The sequence below is a fragment of the Geodermatophilus sp. SYSU D00766 genome, assembly GCF_054049915.1.
Genome location: NZ_JBJGYI010000003.1, coordinates 187,631 through 208,246, shown reverse-complemented (window position 1 = coordinate 208,246; position 20,616 = coordinate 187,631). Strand labels below are relative to the sequence as shown.

22 protein-coding genes are annotated in these 20,616 nt (G+C 76.4%); 12 read left to right on the top strand and 10 right to left on the bottom strand.

Going from position 1 to position 20,616, the window contains the following annotated elements; translation table 11 throughout:
- Positions 1-474: 474 nt before the first annotated feature.
- The gene (locus ACI8AD_RS04610) at positions 475-2,280 is read left to right on the top strand and encodes a LytR C-terminal domain-containing protein (protein ID WP_456869354.1); all 1,806 of its coding nucleotides are present in this window, start codon (positions 475-477) and stop codon (positions 2,278-2,280) included.
- 119 nt (positions 2,281-2,399) lie between these two features.
- On the opposite strand, the gene pstB is transcribed toward ACI8AD_RS04610, so the two are convergent.
- The 6 genes from pstB to ACI8AD_RS04580 form a co-directional block, all read right to left on the bottom strand.
- The gene (gene pstB, locus ACI8AD_RS04605; RefSeq protein ID WP_456869353.1) at positions 2,400-3,179 is read right to left on the bottom strand and encodes a phosphate ABC transporter ATP-binding protein PstB; all 780 of its coding nucleotides are present in this window, start codon (positions 3,177-3,179) and stop codon (positions 2,400-2,402) included.
- 26 nt (positions 3,180-3,205) lie between these two features.
- Entirely contained in the window at positions 3,206-4,285 is a 1,080-nt protein-coding gene (gene pstA, locus ACI8AD_RS04600) for a phosphate ABC transporter permease PstA (RefSeq protein ID WP_456869352.1), read from the bottom strand.
- A complete protein-coding gene (gene pstC, locus ACI8AD_RS04595) occupies positions 4,285-5,238 on the bottom strand; it encodes a phosphate ABC transporter permease subunit PstC (protein ID WP_456869351.1) in 954 nt (317 codons plus the stop codon). Before pstC ends, pstA begins: the two co-directional genes overlap by 1 nt.
- Positions 5,239-5,339: 101 nt before the next feature.
- Positions 5,340-6,464 (bottom strand): phosphate ABC transporter substrate-binding protein PstS, encoded by a 1,125-nt coding sequence (gene pstS / locus ACI8AD_RS04590; protein ID WP_456869350.1) that lies wholly within the window; start codon positions 6,462-6,464, stop codon positions 5,340-5,342.
- Between the two features lie 245 nt (positions 6,465-6,709).
- Positions 6,710-7,654 carry a mycothiol synthase gene (gene mshD, locus ACI8AD_RS04585; protein ID WP_456869428.1) on the bottom strand — a complete coding sequence of 315 codons (945 nt, stop codon included), beginning with the start codon at positions 7,652-7,654 and terminating at the stop codon, positions 6,710-6,712.
- Complete coding sequence (locus ACI8AD_RS04580) at positions 7,651-8,442, bottom strand: winged helix-turn-helix domain-containing protein (RefSeq protein ID WP_456869349.1); 792 nt, start codon at positions 8,440-8,442, stop codon at positions 7,651-7,653. The genes mshD and ACI8AD_RS04580 overlap by 4 nt, the downstream gene beginning before the upstream one ends.
- Positions 8,443-8,667: 225 nt before the next feature.
- On the opposite strand from ACI8AD_RS04580, the gene ACI8AD_RS04575 reads away from it, so the two are divergent.
- The 6 genes from ACI8AD_RS04575 (at position 8,668) to ACI8AD_RS04550 (ending at position 12,765) form a co-directional block, all read left to right on the top strand.
- Positions 8,668-9,483, top strand: a complete 816-nt coding sequence (locus ACI8AD_RS04575) for a hypothetical protein (RefSeq protein WP_456869348.1) — start codon at positions 8,668-8,670, stop codon at positions 9,481-9,483.
- 5 nt (positions 9,484-9,488) lie between these two features.
- Positions 9,489-10,190, top strand: a complete 702-nt coding sequence (locus tag ACI8AD_RS04570) for an LmeA family phospholipid-binding protein (protein WP_456869347.1) — start codon at positions 9,489-9,491, stop codon at positions 10,188-10,190.
- A gap of 36 nt (positions 10,191-10,226) precedes the next feature.
- Positions 10,227-10,550, top strand: coding sequence for a thioredoxin family protein (locus tag ACI8AD_RS04565; protein WP_456869346.1), 324 nt, complete (start codon positions 10,227-10,229; stop codon positions 10,548-10,550).
- Positions 10,551-10,825: 275 nt separating this feature from the next.
- Positions 10,826-11,659, top strand: coding sequence for a sulfurtransferase (locus ACI8AD_RS04560; RefSeq protein ID WP_456869345.1), 834 nt, complete (start codon positions 10,826-10,828; stop codon positions 11,657-11,659).
- Positions 11,660-11,661: 2 nt separating this feature from the next.
- On the top strand, positions 11,662-11,955 hold the full coding sequence (locus tag ACI8AD_RS04555; RefSeq protein ID WP_089402006.1) for a DUF1416 domain-containing protein: 294 nt from the start codon (positions 11,662-11,664) through the stop codon (positions 11,953-11,955).
- Between the two features lie 198 nt (positions 11,956-12,153).
- Positions 12,154-12,765 (top strand): NADPH-dependent F420 reductase, encoded by a 612-nt coding sequence (locus ACI8AD_RS04550; RefSeq protein ID WP_456869344.1) that lies wholly within the window; start codon positions 12,154-12,156, stop codon positions 12,763-12,765.
- Between the two features lie 34 nt (positions 12,766-12,799).
- On the opposite strand, the gene ACI8AD_RS04545 is transcribed toward ACI8AD_RS04550, so the two are convergent.
- Entirely contained in the window at positions 12,800-14,122 is a 1,323-nt protein-coding gene (locus ACI8AD_RS04545; protein WP_456869343.1) for a PP2C family protein-serine/threonine phosphatase, read from the bottom strand.
- A gap of 32 nt (positions 14,123-14,154) precedes the next feature.
- On the bottom strand, positions 14,155-14,895 hold the full coding sequence (locus ACI8AD_RS04540) for a DUF4184 family protein (RefSeq protein ID WP_456869342.1): 741 nt from the start codon (positions 14,893-14,895) through the stop codon (positions 14,155-14,157).
- 68 nt (positions 14,896-14,963) lie between these two features.
- Here ACI8AD_RS04540 and ACI8AD_RS04535 point away from each other — a divergent pair, with 68 nt between their 5' ends.
- From ACI8AD_RS04535 to ACI8AD_RS04520, 4 genes are read left to right on the top strand one after another with little or no spacing between them, the layout of a single operon-like run.
- Positions 14,964-15,104, top strand: a complete 141-nt coding sequence (locus ACI8AD_RS04535) for a hypothetical protein (protein ID WP_456869341.1) — start codon at positions 14,964-14,966, stop codon at positions 15,102-15,104.
- 49 nt (positions 15,105-15,153) lie between these two features.
- On the top strand, positions 15,154-15,690 hold the full coding sequence (locus tag ACI8AD_RS04530) for an FABP family protein (protein WP_456869340.1): 537 nt from the start codon (positions 15,154-15,156) through the stop codon (positions 15,688-15,690).
- Positions 15,687-17,399 carry a DUF885 domain-containing protein gene (locus ACI8AD_RS04525; RefSeq protein ID WP_456869339.1) on the top strand — a complete coding sequence of 571 codons (1,713 nt, stop codon included), beginning with the start codon at positions 15,687-15,689 and terminating at the stop codon, positions 17,397-17,399. The genes ACI8AD_RS04530 and ACI8AD_RS04525 overlap by 4 nt, the downstream gene beginning before the upstream one ends.
- 9 nt (positions 17,400-17,408) lie before the next feature.
- Positions 17,409-17,864 carry a TspO/MBR family protein gene (locus ACI8AD_RS04520; protein WP_456869338.1) on the top strand — a complete coding sequence of 152 codons (456 nt, stop codon included), beginning with the start codon at positions 17,409-17,411 and terminating at the stop codon, positions 17,862-17,864.
- Here the strand turns inward: ACI8AD_RS04520 and ACI8AD_RS04515 are convergent.
- Positions 17,851-18,549 carry a TetR/AcrR family transcriptional regulator gene (locus ACI8AD_RS04515; protein ID WP_456869337.1) on the bottom strand — a complete coding sequence of 233 codons (699 nt, stop codon included), beginning with the start codon at positions 18,547-18,549 and terminating at the stop codon, positions 17,851-17,853. The two genes, ACI8AD_RS04520 and ACI8AD_RS04515, sit on opposite strands and share 14 nt — an antisense overlap.
- Positions 18,550-18,678: 129 nt before the next feature.
- Here ACI8AD_RS04515 and ACI8AD_RS04510 point away from each other — a divergent pair, with 129 nt between their 5' ends.
- Positions 18,679-19,611 (top strand): NAD-dependent epimerase/dehydratase family protein, encoded by a 933-nt coding sequence (locus ACI8AD_RS04510; RefSeq protein WP_456869336.1) that lies wholly within the window; start codon positions 18,679-18,681, stop codon positions 19,609-19,611.
- 9 nt (positions 19,612-19,620) lie between these two features.
- Here the strand turns inward: ACI8AD_RS04510 and ACI8AD_RS04505 are convergent, their stop codons facing one another.
- Positions 19,621-20,319 (bottom strand): hypothetical protein, encoded by a 699-nt coding sequence (locus ACI8AD_RS04505; protein WP_456869335.1) that lies wholly within the window; start codon positions 20,317-20,319, stop codon positions 19,621-19,623.
- Positions 20,320-20,616: the final 297 nt, after the last annotated feature.

Below are 20,616 nucleotides of genomic sequence, written 5' to 3'. Positions count from 1 at the left end.
TACGTCCGCGCAGGTCGCGCCGCCCTGCCGCGGCGTGAGGCGCCACCCGCCCGGGTGCGCGCCGGGGGGATCCGGCCCGCGGTCCTCCCGCGCGTCGGCTCCCGCAGGAGCCCGTGGGCCGTATCGTGGAGTGCTGGCGCGAGCACGGGGCGCAATGATCGGCCGCCGTTGCGCGGGCGACGTGACACGGACGACGACGATGGGATGTCGACACCGGTGGGCGACGAGCGGGGGCGGGACGACCGGGCCGGGAGCAGCGGGCCCGACGCGTCCGGACCGATCACGGTCGAGCAGCTCCTCGCGCGGTCCGGCAGCGCCACGGGCCGGCGCGCGGCCCGCCGCACCGGCGAGGTGCCGATCCCACTCGAGCCCGGCCAGTCCCTGCCGCCGCACCGCGGACCGAAGCCGCCGGTGCCCCCGCCCGCCGCGCAATCGGCCTCGCAACCGGTCCCGCAGCCCGACCTCCGCCCCGCCGTGGACGACACCCCGGGCCCCCGCCGCGGCCTGCCGCCGGTCCCCGCCGCCCCCGCCGGGGTCCAGCGGTCCCAGCCGGTGCCGCCCCTGCCTCCGGCCGGCGACGGCGTGCAGCCGTCCCAGCCGGTGCCGCCGCTGCCCGGCGCGGTCCACCGCTCGGGCCCGGTGCCGCCGCTGCCCGGTGCCGTGCACCGCTCGGGTCCCGTGCCGCCGCTGCCCGGCGGTGTGCACCGCTCCGCGCCCGTCCCGCCGATCCCGGGCCTGGACGCCCCGGCGGTGTCCGGCGCCGGCAGCACCCGCCGGGGCGCGGCGCCCCGGCCGCCGCGCAGCCCGTTCCGTCGTCGGCTGGTCCGCGCGGGCCTGGCGCTGGCCGCGGTCGTCGGCCTCGCGCTGACCTACCACCTGGGCCTCTACGTCTACGTCGACCAGGGCATCGCTCGTGTCGCCGCGCTGACCCCCGACGGGCCCGAGGTGATCGCCCCGCAGCTGCAGGAGGGGTCGACCACCTACCTCGTCGTCGGCACCGGCCTGCCCGGCACCGAGGGGCCGGCGTCGGTGACCACCCTGCTCGTGCACGCCTCGGCCGGCGGGGACAGCGCCGTCCTCGTCAGCGTGCCGCCGACCGCCCTGGTCGACACCCCCGCGTGCCGGACCGGCGACGGCACCGTCCGCGAGCCGGTCACCGAGGCCTTCGCCACCGCGCTGCTCGACGGCGGGCCGGCGTGCCTGGTCCGCGCCGTCCAGCAGGTGTCGGGCCTGCGCGTCGACCACTACCTCGCCGTCGACCTCGGCCGGCTGCCGGCCCTGGTCGACGCCGTCGGCGGGGTGAGCGTGTGCCTGCCCGCCGTCGGCCCGGCCGACGCCGCCTCCGCCGCGCCGCTGCCGGCCGGCTCCTCGCGGCTGACCGGGGACACCGCGACCCGCTACCTGACCCCCGGTGACGCCGGGTCCGACGTCACCGGCGCCGCGGCGGCCGAGCGCACCCAGCTGCTGCTGACGGCGACGCTGCGCGCGGCCCTGAGCGCCGGCACGCTGGCCGACACCGTCGAGCTGACCCGGTTCCTCACCCGGGCCGCCGACGCGCTCACCGTCGACGAGCAGACGACGCTGGGCGACCTGCGCACCCTGGCCACGGCGCTGGGCGGTCTCGACGCCGACGCCGTGCAGCGCGCCGGCCTGCCGGTCGCCCAGGTGGGCCACGTCCCCGCGGGCAGCGAGGAGGCGTACGTCGTGCTCGACGGTCCCGGTGTCCGCTCGCTGTTCGACAGCGTCATCGAGGACAGCCGGGTGCCCGAGGAGCTCGCCGCTCCGGCGATCGCCGCCGCCACCGCCGCGGCCCCCGAGCCCACGCCGGCGCCCGCGCCCGAGCCGCCGGCCGAGACCCCCGGCCCGCAGGGTCCCACCGTCGAGCCGGCCGCGGTGACCGTCGACGTCCTCAACGGCACCGCCACCCGCGGGCTCGCCTCCACCGTCGCCGACCAGCTGCGCCAGCAGGGCTTCACCGTCGGCCAGGTGGGCAACGAGACCGGCACGGTGAACGAGACCGTGGTGCGTCACGGCCCGGCGGCACTGGAGCCGGCGCGCACGGTGGCCGCCGCCGTCCCCGGTGCGGTGCTGCAGCAGAGCGACGCCGTCGGCGACTCCGTGCAGCTGGTCATCGGCCCGGGCTACGACCGCGTCGTCCCCGTCCAGGTGGTCGCCCCGGCGCCCGCCCCGGCCGCCGAGTCTCCCGCCGCGGAGGCCGCGGCGACGACGGCCCCGCCCGCCGACCCGGCGACCACCACGGGCCCCGCCTCCTGCAGCTGACGCCCGCGTCCTGTGCACGCAGCGGGGTGCGCGGGGTGTCCCGGGCGCGGTGTGTGCACACACGGCGGGGCCGCCGCGAGCGCACTCGCGACGGCCCCGGGGGCGAGGGGGTCCTTCGCTCAGCCGAAGCGGCCGGAGATGTAGTCCTCGGTCGCCTTCTGGTCGGGGTTGCTGAAGATCTTCTCGGTCGGGTTGAACTCGATGAGCCGGCCCGGCTGGCCCACGCCGTTGAGGTTGAAGAAGCCGGTGGACTCGCTCACCCGCGCCGCCTGCTGCATGTTGTGCGTGACGATCACGATCGTGTAGCGGTCCTTGAGCTCGGCCATGAGGTCCTCGATGGCCAGCGTGGAGATCGGGTCCAGCGCGGAGCACGGCTCGTCCATGAGCAGCACGTCGGGCTCGACGGCGATCGCGCGGGCGATGCACAGCCGCTGCTGCTGGCCGCCGGACAGGCTCGAGCCGGGCCGGTCGAGGCGGTCCTTGACCTCGTTCCAGAGGTTGGCGCCGCGCAGCGAGCGCTCGACGAGCTCGTCGGCCTCGGGCTTCTTCATCTTCCGGTTGTTGAGCCGGTTGCCCGCGATGACGTTGTCGTAGATCGACATCGTCGGGAACGGGTTGGGCCGCTGGAAGACCATGCCGATCTGGCGGCGCACGTCGACCGGGTCGGCGTCGGGGCTGTAGAGGTCCTGGCCGTCCATGACGACCTTGCCCTCGACACGGGCGCCGGGGATGACCTCGTGCATCCGGTTGAGCGAGCGCAGGAAGGTGGACTTGCCGCAGCCCGAGGGCCCGATCAGTGCGGTGATGCTGCGCGGCTCGATCGAGACGTTGACACCCTCCACGGCGAGGAAGTTGCCGTAGTAGATGTTGAGGTCGGAGACCTCGATGCGCTTGGCCACGTGTTGATCCTCCGGGATCGATCCGGTCAGCGACCGGTCTTGGGGGCGAAGAAGCGGCTGATCAGGCGGGCCACGACGTTGAGGGCCATGACCAGGATGATGAGCAGGAGAGCCGCCGTCCAGGCCCGGTCCAGGAAGGCCTGGGTGGCGGTCCCGGGCTGGGTCAGCTGGTAGTAGGCGAACACCGGCAGCGTCGCCATGCGCCCGTCGAACGGGTTGAGGTTGGTGGAGGTGACCAGGCCCACCGTCACCAGCAGCGGCGCGGTCTCGCCCACGACCCGGGCGACGGCCAGCGTGATGCCGGTGCCCAGCCCCGCGACGGCGGTCGGCAGGACCACCTTCACGACCGTCCGCCACTTGGGGACGCCGAGGGCGTAGCTCGCCTCCCGCAGCTCGTTGGGGACGAGCTTGAGGACCTCCTCGCACGAGCGGACGACGACCGGGATCATCAGCACCGACAGGGCGACCGCGCCCATGACGCCCAGCCGGACGTCGTTGCCGAACAGCAGGGTGAACAGGGCGAAGGCGAACAGGCCGGCCACGATCGACGGGATGCCGGTCATGACGTCGACGAAGAACGTGATGGCCCGCGCGAGCCGGCCCCGGCCGTACTCGACGAGGTAGACGGCCGTCAGCAGCCCAATCGGCACCGAGATGACGGCGGTCAGCCCGGTGATGATCAGCGTGCCGAGGATGGCGTGGTAGGCGCCGCCACCCTCGCCGACCACCCGGTACATCGAGTTGGTGAAGAAGGTGGCGTCGAACCGCGCCAGCCCCTTCTCGAGAACGGTGTAGACCAGCGACACCAGCGGGATCATCGCGATGGCGAACGCGGTGGTGACCAGGGCGGTGACCAGCCGGTCGGTGGCCTTGCGGGTGCCCTCGACGGCCCGGGACCCGGCGTAGACGGCCACCGTGCCGAGGACCGCGCCGTAGACGACGGTCAGGGCGACGCTGAAGCCGGTGAGGGCCGACAGGGCGGCGCCGAGCGCGACCCCGGCGGCGTAGAGGCCCAGGGGCGCGGAGCGGGGCAGCCGGCGCCGCGCGCGGATGGGCGCCCCGGGCTCACCGGTGACCCGGACGGGGGACTGGGTCTCGGTGCTCATCAGTTGGCTCCGGAGAAGTCGGCGCGCCGGTTGACGATCCAGCGGGCGAGCATGTTGACCGCGAGCGTGATCACGAACAGCACGAGGCCGCTGGCGACCAGCGTGTTGACGTCGATCCCGGTCGCCTCGGGGAACCGCAGGGCGATGTTCGACGCGATCGTCGACGGGTTGGAGCTGCCGATCAGGTTCAGCGTGGCGCCGGCGCCGCCCGACAGCACGATGGCGACCGCCATCGTCTCGCCGAGGGCGCGGCCCAGGCCGAGCATCGCGCCGGCGATGACACCGGACCGGCCGTAGGGCAGCACGGCCATCTTGATCATCTCCCAGCGGGTCGCGCCGAGGGCGAGGGCGGCCTCGCGGTGCAGCGCCGGCGCCTGGCTGAACACCTCGCGGGCGATGGCCGAGATGATCGGCAGGATCATGACGGCCAGCACCAGGCCCACGGTGAGCATCGTGCGGCCGCTGGCGGAGGCGGGCCCGGCGAAGAACGGCAGCCAGCCCAGGTCGTCGGCGGCCCACCGGTGGAAGGGGACGAGGGCGGGCGCGAGGACCGCGAGCCCCCAGAACCCGTAGACGACGCTCGGGATCGCCGCCAGCAGGTCGATGACGTAACCCATGGTGGCGGCGATCCGCCGCGGCGCGTAGTAGGTGACGTAGAGCGCGATGCCCACCGCCAGCGGTGTGGCGACCAGCAGCGCGAGGACGGCGCCGAGCAGGGTCCCGACGATCAGCGGGGCGACGTAGCCGGTCAGACCCTCCCCGCCGGGGATCTCCTCCGCCGGGGCCGTGAGCGCCGGGATCGCCTCGCTGATGAGGAAGGCGGCCACGCCGGCGAGCACGAGCAGGATGAAGACGCCCGAGCCCTTGGCGCTGCCGGCGAAGACGCGGTCACCCAGCCGGCGGACGGCGCGCTGCGGCGACGGGGATGGGGCGGGGGCCTTCGTGGCGGTCACCGTTGCTCCGGGGTCGATCGGGAGTGCGGGGGAGCCCGTCTCCGGGCGGGGCGGTGGCCCGGGGCGTCACCGACGCCCCGGGCCACCGGGGAGTGCTCCGGTCAGCCGGCGTTGATCGCGTCGACCGCGGTCTGCGCCTGCTCACGCAGTGTGTCGGAGATCGGGGCGTTGCCGGCGTTCTCCGCCGCGGTCTGCTGGCCGTCCTCGCTGATCACGTAGGACATGAAGGCCTGCACGTTGTCGGCGGTCGACTGGTCGTCGTACCGGACGCACCCGATGTGGTAGCTGACCAGGACGATCGGGTACTCGCCGGACCCCTCGGTCTGCCGGTTGACCTCGATGGCGAAGTCGTACTCGCCGCGGCCCTCGACGGCCGGGGAGTTCTCGACCACGGCGGCGGCGGCCTCGGCGGACGGGGCGACGAACTCGCTGCCGACGCCGACGTTGACGACACCGAGCTCGCCGGCGCGGCTGGCGTCGGCGTAGGTGACCGCGCCGGCGGTGCTGGTCACGACCTCGACCACGCCGGAGGTGCCGTTGGCCGCCTCGCCGCCGGGCAGCGGCCACACGCCGTCGGGCTCGGAGGTCCACACGTCACCGGCGGTCTGGAACAGGTAGTCGGTGAAGTTGTCGGTCGTGCCGGAGTCGTCGCCGCGGTGCACCGGGGTGATCGCCGTGTCCGGCAGCTGGACGTCGGGGTTCTCCTGCGCGATGGCCGGGTCGTTCCAGGTGGTGATCTGGCCGGCGAAGATGCGCGCGATCGTGGCCGGCGAGAGGTCCAGCTCGTCGACGCCCTCGAGGTTGAAGACCACCGCGATCGGCGAGATGTAGTTGGGCAGCTCGAAGACCTCACCGCCGCCGCAGCGCTCCTGCGCGCCGGCCAGCTCCTCGTCGTCGAGGGCGGCGTCGGAGCCGGCGAAGTCGGTGGACCCGGCGATGAACTGCTCGCGGCCACCGCCGGAGCCGACCGGGTCGTAGCTGAACTGCACCCCGGGGTGCTCGCCCTCGAAGCCGGCCTGCCAGGCCTCCATGGCCGCCTGCTGGCTGCTGGCGCCGGCGCCGACGAGGTCACCGCTGAGCTCGGCGGCGCTGGAGTCGCTGCTGCCGCCGCCACTGCCGCCCGACGCGCCCTCGGACTCGTTGGCCGCGCCGCACGCGGCGAGCGCGAGGGTGCCGGCCAGCGTCGTCGAGAGGACGGCGGCGCGCGACCTGCTGCTGAGCTTCAACTCGGTGCCTTTCGCAAGGGGGGACCGGACCGGTCGCCGGGCACGGGAGGACCCGACGGGCAGCGACGGTAGGCAGCCGAGGTGGCCGGTCCCGGGTGGATCGGTGAACGGCCGGTGAACGCCGCCCGAGCCTTTCCCGACCGGGTGAGGGCGACGCCACGTCCGGGAGGTGAACGCGTGCGGTTCGGGTGGCGCCGGGCACGTCCGGTGCGGGAGGAAGGGCCGGTTGCCCACCGGCCCGCGGCTCAGGGGACGCGCCGCCAGGAGACGTCGACGGCGTGCCGCGTGAAGCCGGTGCGCTCGTAGAGCGCGACCGCGGGGACGTTGTCCTCCTCCACGTACAGCAGCACCTGCTCCAGCCCGAGGCCGCGCAGGTGGGCCAGCCCCAGGTCGGTCAGCGCGCGGCCGAGGCCCAGGCCCTGGGCGTCCGGGTCGATGCCGAGCACGTAGACCTCGCCGACCGGGTCGGGGCCGGCGTCGCCGGGCGGGTGCACCTTGGTCCAGTGCGAGCCGAGCAGCGTGCCGCCCGCGTCGCGGTCGCCCCGCCAGGCCAGGAGGAAGCCCGCCGGGTCGAACCAGGGCTCGGCCTCGCGCAGCCGCAGGTCATCGGCCGTCCAGGAGCCCTGCTCGGGGTGGGTGGCGAAGGCCCGGGCGTTGACGTGCAGCCACGCCTGCTCGTCGCGGCCAGGGCGGAAGGCGGTGACGTCGACGCCGTCGGGCAGCGCCGGGCGCGGGTCCGAGTCGGCGTCGGTGAGCGGCCGGCGCATCTGCAGCAGCACCCGCGCGCGGGTGTAGCCACGGGCGGTGGCCAGGGCGGTCGCGGCGGGCAGGTCGCCGTGCGCCCACACCCGCAGCGGCCGGTCCCCGGCGAGCTCCTCGAGCCGGGCCAGCAGCGCCCGCCCGGTACCCCGGCGGCGGGCGACGGGGGCGACGACGACCTCGGCCTCGGCGTCGCCCTCGCCGTCCGGTCCCCCCAGCTCGAGGCGGGCGTAGCCGACGGGGGCGCCGTCGGCGCCGGTGGCCAGCACGTCCCGGCCACCGGCCGGGCCGCCGTGCTGCAGCCGGAGCTCGGCCTCCTCCGACAGCGGGCGGACGCCGTCGGCGGCGGCCGCGGCCCGCAGCAGCGCGAGGACCGCCGCGGTCTCGGCGGGGGCGAGCCGCTCGGTGTCGCGGACGGCGGCGGTGCTCAGCGCAGGGGGGCGGTGCGGCGGGAGCCCTCGGCGAGGGGCTCGACGAGGGGCTCGGCGAGGGGCTCGGCGGGCTCGGCCGAGGCGCGCGCCGCGGCGGCGGTGGCGTCGGCGACCTGCTGGTCGAGCTTGTAGCCCACGTTGCGGACGGTGCCGATCAGCGCCTCGTGCTCGGTGCCGAGCTTGGCACGCAGCCGCCGGACGTGGACGTCGACGGTGCGGGTGCCGCCGAAGTAGTCGTAGCCCCAGATCTCCTGCAGCAGCTGGGCGCGGGAGAACACCCGGCCCGGGTGCTGGGCGAGGTACTTGAGGAGCTCGAACTCCTTGTAGGTGAGGTCCAGCGGCCGGCCGCGCAGCCTGGCGGAGTAGCTGTGCTCGTCGATGACCAGCTCGCCGGCCTGGGTCACGCCGCCGTCGGGGCCGTCGACCGGGGTGGCCGCGGCCAGCCGGCGGGCGGTCGCCCACCGGAGCCGGGCGTCGACCTCGGCGGGGCCGGCGGTGTCGAGCAGGACGTCGTCGACGCCCCAGTCGGCCGACAGCGCGACCAGCCCGCCCTCGGAGAGGACGGCGACCAGCGCGGAGGCCACGCCGGTGGAGGACAGCAGCCCGCACAGCGCGCGGGCGCGGACCAGGTCGTGGCGGGCGTCGACGAGCACGACGTCACCGGAGTCGCCGTCGAGCAGGCTGGACAGCTCCGGCGCCACCACGCGCACCTGGTGGCCGAGCAGCCCCAGGGCGGGCAGCACCTCGGTGGTCGCCTGGCGCGCCGCCGTCATGAGCACGAGTCGCATGTCGTCTCCTCGGGGAGGGTGTCGACGGCGCTGTCGGACCGAGTGCGCAGGATAACCGACGCGCGCGGGCCGGACCCCGAGGTCACCCGAGCGCGTCGACCCGCGCGGGGGACGGACACGCCGCGCCACCCGGCTCGTGCGGCGCGGCGCGCCGAGGGCGTCTGCGACGATCGGGGACGAGCGGGGGCCGGTGCGCGGACCCGCCGTCGGCGGGCAGGAGGCGACGTGACCACCGCGCTGGACAGCGGCACCGCCACGCGCGGACGGCACGTCGTCGCGGCCGTCCTCGTGGCGGCCGCCGCCGTGGCCGTCGTCTGGGCGCCGGAGGTGGCCGGCGACGACGGCCGGCTCGGCGCGGTGCTGCTGCTGCAGGTCGTGCTGGCCCTGGGATGGGCGCTCGCGCTGGCCCCGGCGGGGGCGCGGGGCGCGGTGGCGCTGGCCGTCGCGGCGGCTGTCGCCGCCGACCTGCTCGTCGTCGGCGTCGAGGACCCCGGCCCGGGCGTGCTGCTGGCGGTGGCCGGGCCGGCCCTGCTGGCCGCCGTCGTGCACCAGATGCTGCGCCGCCCGCCGCGCACCGACGTCGTCGGCTCGCTCGGCTCGGTGGCGCTGCTCGTCGCGTCGGCGTGCGCGCTGGCGCTGCTCCTGCTGCCCGACGTGGCCGGGGACGCCGACACCCCCGCCACCGCGCCGCTGCTCGTCGTGGCGGCCGGCCTCGCCGCCGGCCTGCTGGTCGACGCCGTGCTGCCGCACCCCGCCCTCGCCGAGGAGGCCTCCCGCGGTGTGCCGGGGCTGCTCGCCGCGGTGGGCGCCGCGGTCGCGGTGGCCCTGCTGGGCAGCGGCGCCGGCACGCTCGTCGACGCCCTCTCCGGGATCACCACCGGCGTGGTCCTCGGCCTGGTCGCCGCGCTCGCCGGCACGGCGGCCTCCTTCCTGCTCGCCGACGCCGGCCGCCGGGTGCCCGCGGTCGCGGGGGCGGCGGTCGAGGGGCTGCTGCCGCTGGCCGTCTGCGCGCCGGCGCTGCTGGCGCTGGCCGTCGTCTGATCGGCGTGCGCACCCTCCTCGTCCTGCTGGCGCTGCTGGTCGCGCTGCTGCTCGTCGTCGGGCTGGTCGCCGACCCGATCGCCGAGGGCGTCGCCGAGGAGCGGGTCGCGGCCGCGCTGCGCGACGGCGGCGACCTCGCCGGGACGCCCGACGTCGACGTCGCCGGCTGGCCCTTCCTCACCCAGGCGGTGTCGGGCACCTACGACGACGTCCGCATCTCCCTGACCGCCGAGGACCTCGGCCGGCCCGCGGGGACGCACGCCGACGTCACGCTGCGCGGGGTGCACGTACCGCTGTCGGACGTGCTCTCCGGCTCGGTGCAGGAGGTCCCCGTCGACCGGATCGACGGGACCGCGACGCTGTCCTACGCCCTCCTCTCCGAGCGGCTCGGCGCCGGCACCGTCCTGCAGCGCGAGGGCGACGGGCTGCGCGTCACCCGCACCGTCGAGGTGCTCGGGTACACGGTGCCGCTCACCGCCGTCGGCCGGGTGTCGCTCGACGGGCAGGACCTCGTCGTCGACGTCGAGGAGGCCGCGGCGGCCGGCGTCGACGTGCCCGACGCCGTCGTCGACCGGGCCGACGACGCGCTCGACCTGCGCTACCCCGTCGCGCTGCCCTTCGGTCTGCGGCTGACCGGCGTCCGCCCCGCCGACGACGGGGTCGACGTCGCCGTCGAGGCCACCGACACGGTGCTGCGCGTGTCCTGAGGAATGCCCACCGGACCGGCCGGGTTGGCCAGGGGGATGACTCCCGCCGTGCTCGAGGGGCTGGGCTTCCGACCCGGCCAGGCCGACCTGACCGTGGTCCAGTTCTCGACGGCGTTCTGCGGGCCCTGCCGGACCACCCGCGCCCGGCTGCAGCACCTGGCGGCCACCCGCCCGGGACTGGCCCACCTCGACGTCGACGCCGAGAGCGCCCTCGGCGCCGTCCGCGCGCTCGACGTCCGGCGCACGCCGACGCTGCTCTACCTGGACCGGGAGGGCCGCCTGCTGGGCCGCCGCAGCGGCGCCCCGCACCCCCGGGAGCTCGCCGCCCTCGTCGACGCCCACACGGGCACGCGGTCCTGATCGGTTACCCTCGTCACGTGGGCACCCTGCTGACCTCGCGCCGCACAGTGGACCTGTGCCGCGTCGGCAGCTGCCTGTGTCGCGCCTCCTGAGGGCGGCCCTGCTCCGCCCAGACGTGCCCTGACCGCCGTCCGGAGAGCCATCCCCATGCTCCTGAGCCCCGCACGCACCGTCGTCGTGCGCGCGGGCTGCGAGCCGTTCCCGACCGTCCGCCGGCTCCGCCCGGCGCGCACCGCCTGACCGCCGCACACCCACCACAGGGAGGAACACCCCCCATGAGCCGCAACGACGTGCTCGTCACCGCCGACTGGGCCCAGGAGCACCTCGGCCAGCCCGGGATCGTCTTCGTCGAGGTCGACGAGGACACCAGCGCCTACGACAAGGGCCACATCGAGGGCGCGGTCAAGCTGGACTGGAAGAAGGACCTGCAGGACCCGCTGCGCCGCGACTTCGTCGACCGCGAGCAGTTCGAGCAGCTGCTGAGCGCCAAGGGCATCGGCAACGACGACACCGTGGTGCTCTACGGCGGCAACAACAACTGGTTCGCCGCCTACGCGTACTGGTACTTCAAGCTCTACGGCCACGACCAGGTCAAGCTCCTCGACGGCGGCCGCAAGAAGTGGGAGCTCGACAGCCGCCCGCTGTCCTCCGACGCCGTCGAGCGCCCCGCCACCCAGTACCGGGCGCAGGAGGCCGACGCCTCCATCCGCGCCTTCCGCGACGAGGTGATCGCCGCGATCGGCCAGCAGAACCTGGTCGACGTGCGCTCGCCCGACGAGTTCGCCGGCAAGCTGGTCGCCCCCGCGCACCTGCCGCAGGAGGGCGCGCAGCGCCCCGGCCACATCCCCACCGCGGTGAACGTGCCCTGGAGCAAGGCGGCCAACGAGGACGGCACCTTCAAGAGCGACGAGGAGCTGCGCGAGCTCTACGCCGCCGCCGGCCTCGACGAGTCCAAGGACACCATCGCCTACTGCCGGATCGGCGAGCGCTCGAGCCACACCTGGTTCGTGCTGCGCGAGCTGCTCGGCCAGCAGAACGTCAAGAACTACGACGGCTCGTGGACCGAGTACGGCTCGCTGGTCGGCGTCCCGATCGAGAAGGGGGCCTGAGCGTGTGCGGCGCCCCGAAGCAGGGCGGCGCTCTCGCCGGCATCGACCTGGACACCCAGACGGTGATCCAGGGCCAGGTCTGGTTCGACGGCGCCCCGGTGCCCGGCGCCTACGTCCGGCTGCTCGACGCCACCGACGAGTTCACCGCCGAGGTGGTCACCAGCCCGGAGGGCGAGTTCCGCTTCTTCGCCGCTCCGGGCAAGTGGAAGCTGCGCTCGCTGGCCCCGGTCGGCCGCGGTGAGCGCGTCGTCTCCGCCGAGGTCGGCCTGACCGAGACCACGGTCGTCCTCGACTGAGGGCCCGCGCCACGATCAGGTGACCTGATCGTGGCGCGTCCTCCCTCACGGTCTGCGGTGAGGGAGGACGCCCGGCGGTGCGGGAGGACGACGGAGCCGCCCGTTCCGCGACCGCGCCCGCCCTGGCAGCCGCCGGGGCGGGCGCGGTCGTGTCCGGGTGGCTTGCCCGCGCGGTGTGCGAGGAGTGCACTGCGCGGCATGCGCATCGGCATCCTGGGCAGCGGTCAGGTCGGGCAGGCGCTGGCGCGCGGGTACGGCAGGCACGGGCACGACGTGGTCGTCGGCACGCGGCAGGCGGCGGTCGGCGACCTGCCCGTCGCCCGGCCCGAGGACGCGGTGCGGGGTGCCGACCTCGTCGTCCTGGCCGTGCGGGGGGACGCCGCCGTCGACCTGGTCGGCTCCCTGGCCGACGCGCTCGACGGCGCGGTGCTCGTCGACGCCACCAACCCGCTGGACGCCTCCGGGGGCGCCCCGCGGCTGTTCGTCGGGCACACCGACTCCCTCGGCGAGCAGGTGCAGCGCGCGGCTCCCGGAGCCCGGGTGGTCAAGGCCTACAACACCGTCGGCAACGCGCTGATGGTCGACCCGCAGCTGCCGGGCGGGCCGCCGACGATGTTCATCGGCGGCGACGACGAGGCGGCCAAGGCCACGGTCACCGGCCTGCTGCGCGACACCGGCTGGGACGTCGTCGACCTCGGGGGCATCGAGGCGAGCCGGTGGCTGGAGCCGATGTGCATGGCCTGGGTCGCCCACGGGGTGCGCACCGGCACCTGGGGCCACGCCTTCCGGCTGCTGCGCCCGGAGGCCTGAGGGCGGCTGCGCGCCGGGACCTGAGGGCCGCCGGTCAGGGCACGCCGGGCGGCAGCCGGTTCGGGCCGGCCTCGGGCGGCCGCGGGCGGTCCTCCGGGTACGCACGGACGGCGACCAGCGCGACGTCGTCGGCGCCGGGCGCGGGCACCATCCGGGCCAGCAGCGTGTCGCACAGCTCCTCCAGCGGCACCCGCCCGAGGTCGCGCAGCGCCTCCTGCAGCGCGGCCAGCCCGGCGTCGAGGTCGCTGTCGCGGCGCTCGACGAGGCCGTCGGTGTAGAGCAGCAGCGTCTGGCCGTCGCGGATGTCGGCCGTCGCGTCCGTGCGCCGCGCGTGCGGGTCGACGCCGAGCACCAGCTCCGGCCGGGTGGCCAGCAGCCGGCTCGTGCCGTCGGGGTCGAGCAGCAGGGGCGGCAGGTGCCCGGCGTTGCTCCACCGCAGCACCCGGGTGCCGGCGACGGGGACGTCGGGGTGCCGCTCGATGCGCGCGAGCACCACGGTGGCCAGGGTGCTCACCGCCAGGCCGAGGGCGGTCCGCTCGGCCCGCGCCAGCGTCACCGAGGGCGGCCGCTCCTCGTCGTAGGCCAGTGCCCGCAGCAGCCCGCGCAGCTGCCCCATCGCGGCGGCCGCGTCGCTGCCGTGCCCGACGACGTCGCCGATGACGAGCACCGTGGCGCCGTCGGGCTGCAGGAAGGCGTCGTACCAGTCGCCGCCGACCTGGGCGCCGTCGGCGGCCGGGCGGTAGCGCACGGCGACGTGCAGGTGGTCGGGCTCGGGCGGCGGGGTGAGCAGCGCCTGCTGCAGCCGGTCGGACAGCGCCCGCTGGGCGGCGTTCTGCTCGGCCAGCCGTCGGAGCTCCTCGGCCTGCCGGAGGGCGGCCAGCCGGTCGGTGAGATCGCGGAAGGAGACGACGACGCCGGTCACCCCGTCGTCCTCCACCGTGGGGACGGCGATCAGCTCGACCGGCACCGCCGTGCCGTCGGCGCGCCAGAACACCTCCGCGTCGGCCGACACCGTCCGGCCGGTGGCCAGCGCCTGCCAGACCGGGCACTCCTCGCGGGGGTACGGGGAGCCGTCCGCGCGGGCGCCGTGCAGCAGGTCGTGCTGGTCGCGCCCCAGCTGATCGGCGGCGGGCCGGCCGGTGATGCGCTCGGCGGCCGGGTTGACGAACTCCACCCGCCCGGCGCGGTCGAGGCCGTAGATGCCGTCGGCGACGTTGGCCAGGACCCGCTCGTAGCGGGCCGCCGTCCGGGCCAGCTCGGCCTCGACCGCGTGCAGGTCCGGCGGAGCGCCTGGGCTGTCGATGGTGCCGTCCTCCTCCGCTGGTCCGGCGGGTGCCTGCGCCCCAGCGTGCCTCACGGCCCCGGCGGGTGCCGGACCCTCCCCGGGCGTCAGCCGCGGTGTCGGGCGGCGTGCCAGGCGGCGGCGCCCAGCACCGCCGCGACGGCCATCGCCGCCCCGCCCGCCGTCGCCCCCGCGAAGCCGGCCCGCAGCACGTCGGGCGCCCGGACGGCGGCGCCGACGCCCACCGCGGCCCCCAGCGCGAGCAGCCCGGCCCACACCGCCCAGGCGGTGCCGCTCAGGTCGCCGGGCCGCGACGGCGTCCGGCGCCACCACAGGACCAGCCAGCCGGCGAGGACCGCCGCGCCCAGCACCGTGCTGACGTGCTGGGCGACGTCGTAGCCGAACCAGTCCTCACCGGCGAAGGTCCCCACCGGTGCGCCCAGTGCGGGCACGTGCCGGGTGCCCCACCCCCACCAGTGCGTGAACTGGTCCCAGCCGACGTGGGTGGCCGCGCCGAGCGCCAGCGCGGCGAGCACCGCGGCGCCCGCCCGCGGCGACCCGAGCCGGGCGCGCAGGCCCGGGCGCGCGGTCAGCCGGCGGCGCAGCCCGGCGGGGGCGGCGGCCAGTGCCGGCGCGGCCAGCAGGCCGTGCCACACCAGCCACAGCGCGGCACCGAGGGCGACGTCGAGGGTGACCACCGCGAGCGGGGTGTGCGTCGGCCAGCCGGGCCGGCCGGGCAGGTAGAAGGGCAGGTCGGGCGCGAGGCTCCCGGCGACGAGCGCGGACGCCGGCAGCCCGGTCGGCAGGAAGGGCAGCACCGCGGCGGGGTGGCTCCCGGTGAACGGCACCGGCCCATCGTGCCCGCCCCGGCGGGTCCGGCGGCCGGGAGCACGCGGGCGCGCCTACCGTGGCCGCCGTGGTCGCCGCGTGGGTCCTCGTCGCGCTCGCCGCGCTGGCCGGCCTCGCCTGCCTCGCGGCCGCCCGGCGGCTGGCCCGGCCGGGCGGGCGCCCCCGCCGCGAGCGCTCCCGTCCGGGTCGCAGCGCGCGGGGCCGCTGACTGGGCGCCCGGCTACGGTGGCGGGCATGCCTCCCCGGGACGCCGGCCGGTGACCGGCCCGACCGACCTGCCCGTCGCCGACACCGTCGACGTCCGCTCCGGGCCGGAGGTGGCCCACGACCTGCTGGCGGTGCTGCCGCTGCTGGGGGAGTGGCACGGCGAGGGCGTGCTGGCCGGCGGGGACGACGGCGACCGGCGCTTCGGCCAGTGGATCCGCTTCGCCCACGACGGCCGCGACTTCCTCGCCTACGAGTCCCGCACCTGGCTCATCGGCGACGACGGCCGGGTCGAGGGTCCCGCCGTCCGGGAATCCGGCTTCTGGCGGCCCCGCGGCGAGGACGACGTCGAGCTGCTGGTGACCAGCCCCGACGGCCTGGTCGAGCTCTACGTCGGGCGGGCGCGGACCACCACGAGCTGGGAGCTGACCAGCGACGTCGTGGCCCGCACGCCCGACGCCCCGGACGCCGCCCGCGCGGTGCGGCTCTACGGCATCGTCGAGGGAGCGCTCATGTACGCGATCGACCGGGCCGGCTCGCAGACCCCGCTGCGGCCGACGATGTCGGCCCGGCTGGAGCGGCTGCGGTGAGCGTCCCGGTGGGCGGGTCGGTCGACACGCCCCGCCGCGTCGCCGACGGCTACGTCGACGCCGTCTGCGACCTCGACCCGATCGTCGCGACGTCGCTGGGCACCCGGCCCGGCGACGACCGGCTGCCCGACCTGAGCCCCGAGGGGCTGGCGGCCGAGGCCGACCTCACCCGGCGGACCCTCGCCGGGCTCGACGCCGTCCTGGCCGCCGACCTCTCGCTCGACGACGACCCGGTGGAGCGCCGCTGCGCCCGCCTGCTGCGCGAGCGGCTGGGCGCCGAGCTCGCCGCGCACGAGGCCGGGGAGGGCTTCCGCGCGCTGTCGAACCTGTTCAGCCCGGTGCACTCGGTCCGTCAGGTGTTCCTGCTCATGCCGACGGCCACCGACGACGACTGGGCGGTGGTCGCCCGCCGCATGGCCCGCATCCCCGAGGCCTACCGCGGCTACCTCGACACGCTGCGCGAGGGCGCCCGGCGCGGGCTGCTGGTCGCCCCGCGCCAGGTGTCCACCGTCGTCGGGCAGCTCGACGAGTGGCTGACCGGCCCGTTCTTCGGCGGGCTCGCCGCCGGCGGCCCCGACGCGCTGCGCGGCGAGCTCGACGCCGCGGCCCGCTCGGCCGACGCGGCGGTGGCCGAGGTCCGCGACTTCCTCCGCGACACCTACCTGCCGCAGGCCGAGGGCACCCCCGACGCGGTGGGCCGCGACCGCTACGCGCTGGCCGCACGGCGCTGGAACGGCTCCGACCTCGGCGCCGGCCAGGGGCTGGAGGAGGCCTACGCCTGGGGCTGGGCCGAGCACCGGCGGATCCTGGCCGAGCAGCGCGCGGAGGCCGAGGCGCTGCGCCCCGGGTCGACCCCGCGCGAGGCCATGGCCTGGCTCGACGAGCACGGTCCGGCCGTCGAGGGCGTCGAGGCGATCCGGCAGCGGCTGCAGGCGATGATGGACGAGGCGATCGCCGCGCTCGACGGCACGCACTTCGACCTCGCCGAGCCGGTGCGCCGGGTGGAGGCGATGATCGCGCCGCCGGGCAGCGCCGCGGCGCCGTACTACACCCGCCCCGCGCTGGACTTCTCCCGGCCCGGCCGCACCTGGCTGCCGACGCTGGGCCGCGAGCGCTTCCCGCTGTGGGACCTGGTCTCGATCTGGTACCACGAGGGCGTCCCCGGCCACCACCTGCAGCTGGCCCAGTGGGTCTACGTCGCCGGCGACCTGTCCACCTACCAGACGTCGCTGGGGTCGGTCAGCGCGAACGTCGAGGGCTGGGCGCTCTACGCCGAGCGGCTCATGGACGAGCTCGGGTACCTCACCGAGCCGGGCGCGCGGATGGGCTACCTCGACGCCCAGCAGCTGCGCGCGATCCGGGTGGTCATCGACATCGGCATGCACCTCGGGCTGCCCGTCCCCGACGACGCCGAGGGTGCGCTGGCCGCGCACCGCGGCCGGCCGTGGACGCCGGAGCTCGCGCGGGCCTTCGCCGGCGACCACCTGGGCAGCGACCCGGCGTTCCTCGACAGCGAGCTGATCCGCTACCTCGGGCTGCCCGGGCAGGCGATCAGCTACAAGCTCGGGGAGCGGGCCTGGCTGGCCGGGCGGGCCGCCGCCCAGCGCGCCCGCGGGGCGGACTTCGACCTCAGGGCGTGGCACATGGCCGCGCTGTCGCAGGGCTCGCTCGGCCTCGACGACCTCGAGGCCGAGCTGGCGCGGCTCTAGGGTCGCGGCGTGCACGGGCCCGGGAAGGAGACGCTGCTCCCCGTCGTCGGGGCGGCCGTGGCCGGCAACGCCCTCGTCGGCCGCGAGTCGCTCCGGTGGTTCCGCGGGCTCCGGCACCCGGCCTCCCAGCTCCCGATGCCCGGGTTCTACGCGGTCGGGGGCGCGTACTACCTGGTGATGGGCGTCGTCGTGCACCGGGCCGCGCGGCGCGGGGACCGGCGTTCGTACCGCCTGGCGATGGCCGTCCTGGCCGGCAACGAGCTGTGGAACGCGGCCTTCTTCGGCCGGCGGAGCACCCGCAACGGCTTCCTGGGGGTCCTGGCGTTCCTCGTGCCGCTGGGCCTGCTGCAGGCCTCCGTCGCGGGGGACCGGACGTCGGCGCTGGTGCTGGCCCCGTACACCGCCTACGTGCTCGGCTACGACGTCCCGTGGACCCACCGCCTCTGGCGGCTCAACCCGTCCTGACCGGCCGCGGGCCGATCCCGACCAGGTGGGCCAGCTCGGCCGTCGCGCGGGCGAAGAACCGGTCGGCGTCCTCGACCGACCCGACCAGCTGGCCGAACAGCTCGAAACCGACCGTGCCGAACAACGCGCAGTAGGCCAGCAGGGCGCGCACCCGGACGGCGTCGTCGATGCCGGGGGCGTCCTGCCCCAGGACCTCCACGGCGGCGTCGCCGAGCAGGCCGGGCTCGCGGCCGCCGTCGCCGGTGAGCAGCCCGGCGCGGGCGGCGTCCCCGAGGACGCGGCCGAGGACGACGCCGACCCGCGACGCCGCGGGCACGGTGTCGCGGGGGGCGTGGTAGCCGGGCACCGGCGAGCCGTAGAGCAGCGCGTACTCGTGCGGGTGGGTGCGCGCCCAGTCGCGCACCGCGGCGCACACGGCCGACCACCGCTGCTCCGGGGCGGCGGCGGGGTCGTCGGCGGCCTCGGCCGCGGCGCCCACGGCGTCGTACCCGTCGATGATCAGCCGGGTCAGCAGGTCGTCGCGGCTGGGGAAGTAGCGGTACACCGCCGAGGAGGCCATCCCCACCTCCCGGGCGACGGCGCGCAGCGACAGCGCCGCGGCGCCCACCTCGGCCAGCTGCCGGCGCGCGGCCTCGGTGATCTCGGCGGTGATCTCGGCGCGGACGCGCTCGCGGGCGGTGGGCACGTCCCGATGATGACGCTTCGCGAGCGGTGCACGCAAGTGTGAGCACTGCTCTTGACAGCACGCGGGCGGAGCGGGATCGTCGTTCTCGAACGAGAGCACCGCTCTCGTCGGACCGGACGAGGAGCCGTCATGGCACTGCACGTGATCGTGGGCAAGGGCCCGGTGGGCACGACGACGGCGGAGCTGCTGGCCGCCCGGGGGCACCGGGTGCGGGTGCTCTCCCGCAGCGGCGGCACCTCCACCGACGCCGTCGAGCACCGCCGGGTCGACGCCGCCGACGCCGGGGCGCTGACCGAGGCCGCCGCCGGCGCGGCCGCCCTCTACAACGCCGTCAACCCGCCCTACCACCGCTGGGCCACCGACTGGCCGCCGGTCGCCGCCGCCCTGCTGAGCGCCGCCGAGCGCACCGGCGCGGTGCTGGTGACGATGTCCAACCTCTACGGCTACGGCCGCCCCACCGGGCCCATGACGCCGGAGAGCCCGCTGGCCGCCACCGACACCAAGGGTCGGGTGCGGGTGGCCATGTGGCGGGAGGCGCTGGCCGCGCACGAGGCCGGCCGCGCCCGGGTGACCGAGGCCCGCGCCGCCGACTTCGTGGGACCGCAGGTCCCGCCCGCGCAGTCCCACCTGGTGCGCCAGCTGGCGACGCTGCGCCGCGGCCGTCGCGCCTGGGTGGTGGGCGACCCCGACGTGCCGCGCAGCTGGAGCTACCTGCCCGACGTCGCCGCCACGCTGGCCGTCCTCGGCACCGACGAGCGCGCGCTGGGCCGGGCGTGGCACGTGCCGAGCAGCCCGCCGCGCTCGCAGCGCCAGGCGCTCGCCGACCTGGCCGGCGCGATGGGCGTCCCGCCGGTGCCGGTCAGCGGCATCCCGTGGCCGGTGCTGTCGGCCGTGGGCGTCTTCTCGCCGATGATGCGCGAGGTCGTCGACGTCCGGCACCAGTTCGACCAGGAGTACGTCCTGGACGCGACCGCGACGACCGAGACCTTCGGCCTGACCGCCACCCCCTGGCCACAGGTGCTCGCGGCGACCGCCGGTGCGCCGGTGGCGTCCCGGGCCTGAGCGCGCGGCTCAGGCCTCGCGGTCGACGACGTTGACGGGGTCGCTGTCGGGGGTGACCGGGTCGCCGGGCAGGGCGGGGGCGACCTCGAGCCGGCTGGCCAGCAGCGCGTCGACGGCGGCCACGCTGCCGCCGACGTAGGTGCTGGTCAGCGCCGGGTCGGTGACGACGCACCAGGCGCGGTCGGCCGGCCACCACAACGCGGCGCTCTGCTCGCGCGGCTCCGGGGCGAAGTTCGCCGCGGCGCGCTCCACCGGGCCGGGCACGAGCAGCAGGTCGGCGCGGGGCAGCAGGAGTCGCGGCAGGTCGGCGGCGCCGCCGTCGTCCCACCCGAACCAGCACTCGCCGGGGGTGGTGGTCCGGTCGGCCAGCACGGCGGCGATCTCGCGGGCGACGTGCGCGGGCAGGTGCCCCTCGGCGGGGGCGTCGTTCCACAGCCCGGGCTGGTCGGCCTCGGCGAGGTACTCCCAGGAGCCGGTGATGCCGGGCCACTGCATCAGCCGGTGCGGGGTGGTGCCGTTGGCCGCGGCGACCTCGTCCCACCGGACGTGGACGTCGTCGTCGCCCTCGTAGCGGACGGCGGGGTGGAACACCCGGGCGTGCGCGGCGAAGCCGGCCGGCAGCAGCGCGGCGACGGTGTCGGGGGGAGCCCGGCGCACGGCCTCGGCGATCCAGCGGCCGGCCGGCGCGGTGCGCCCGACGATGGACACGGGGCGCTGCTCCCTCCCCGGGGAACGGACAACCCCCGGGCTGTTCCGCGGCGCCTGTCCCCGAGGGGAGGCTGCTCGCGGGCCGACTGGACAAGTGTCGGCGGCCCGGGGGTCGGGTGACTGTCCGGTTCTCGCTCGCCGCCGTACGACGGACGGGCGATCATGCCGTCGTTCGGATTCCACTCCGAACGGGCGGCCCATCTGGACGGCGGCTAGCGGACAGCCACCTCACGAGTCCGATAAGCATGCAAAGTACGGACCACCTCCTCTCTCGTGTACCTCGACGGTACGACGCGG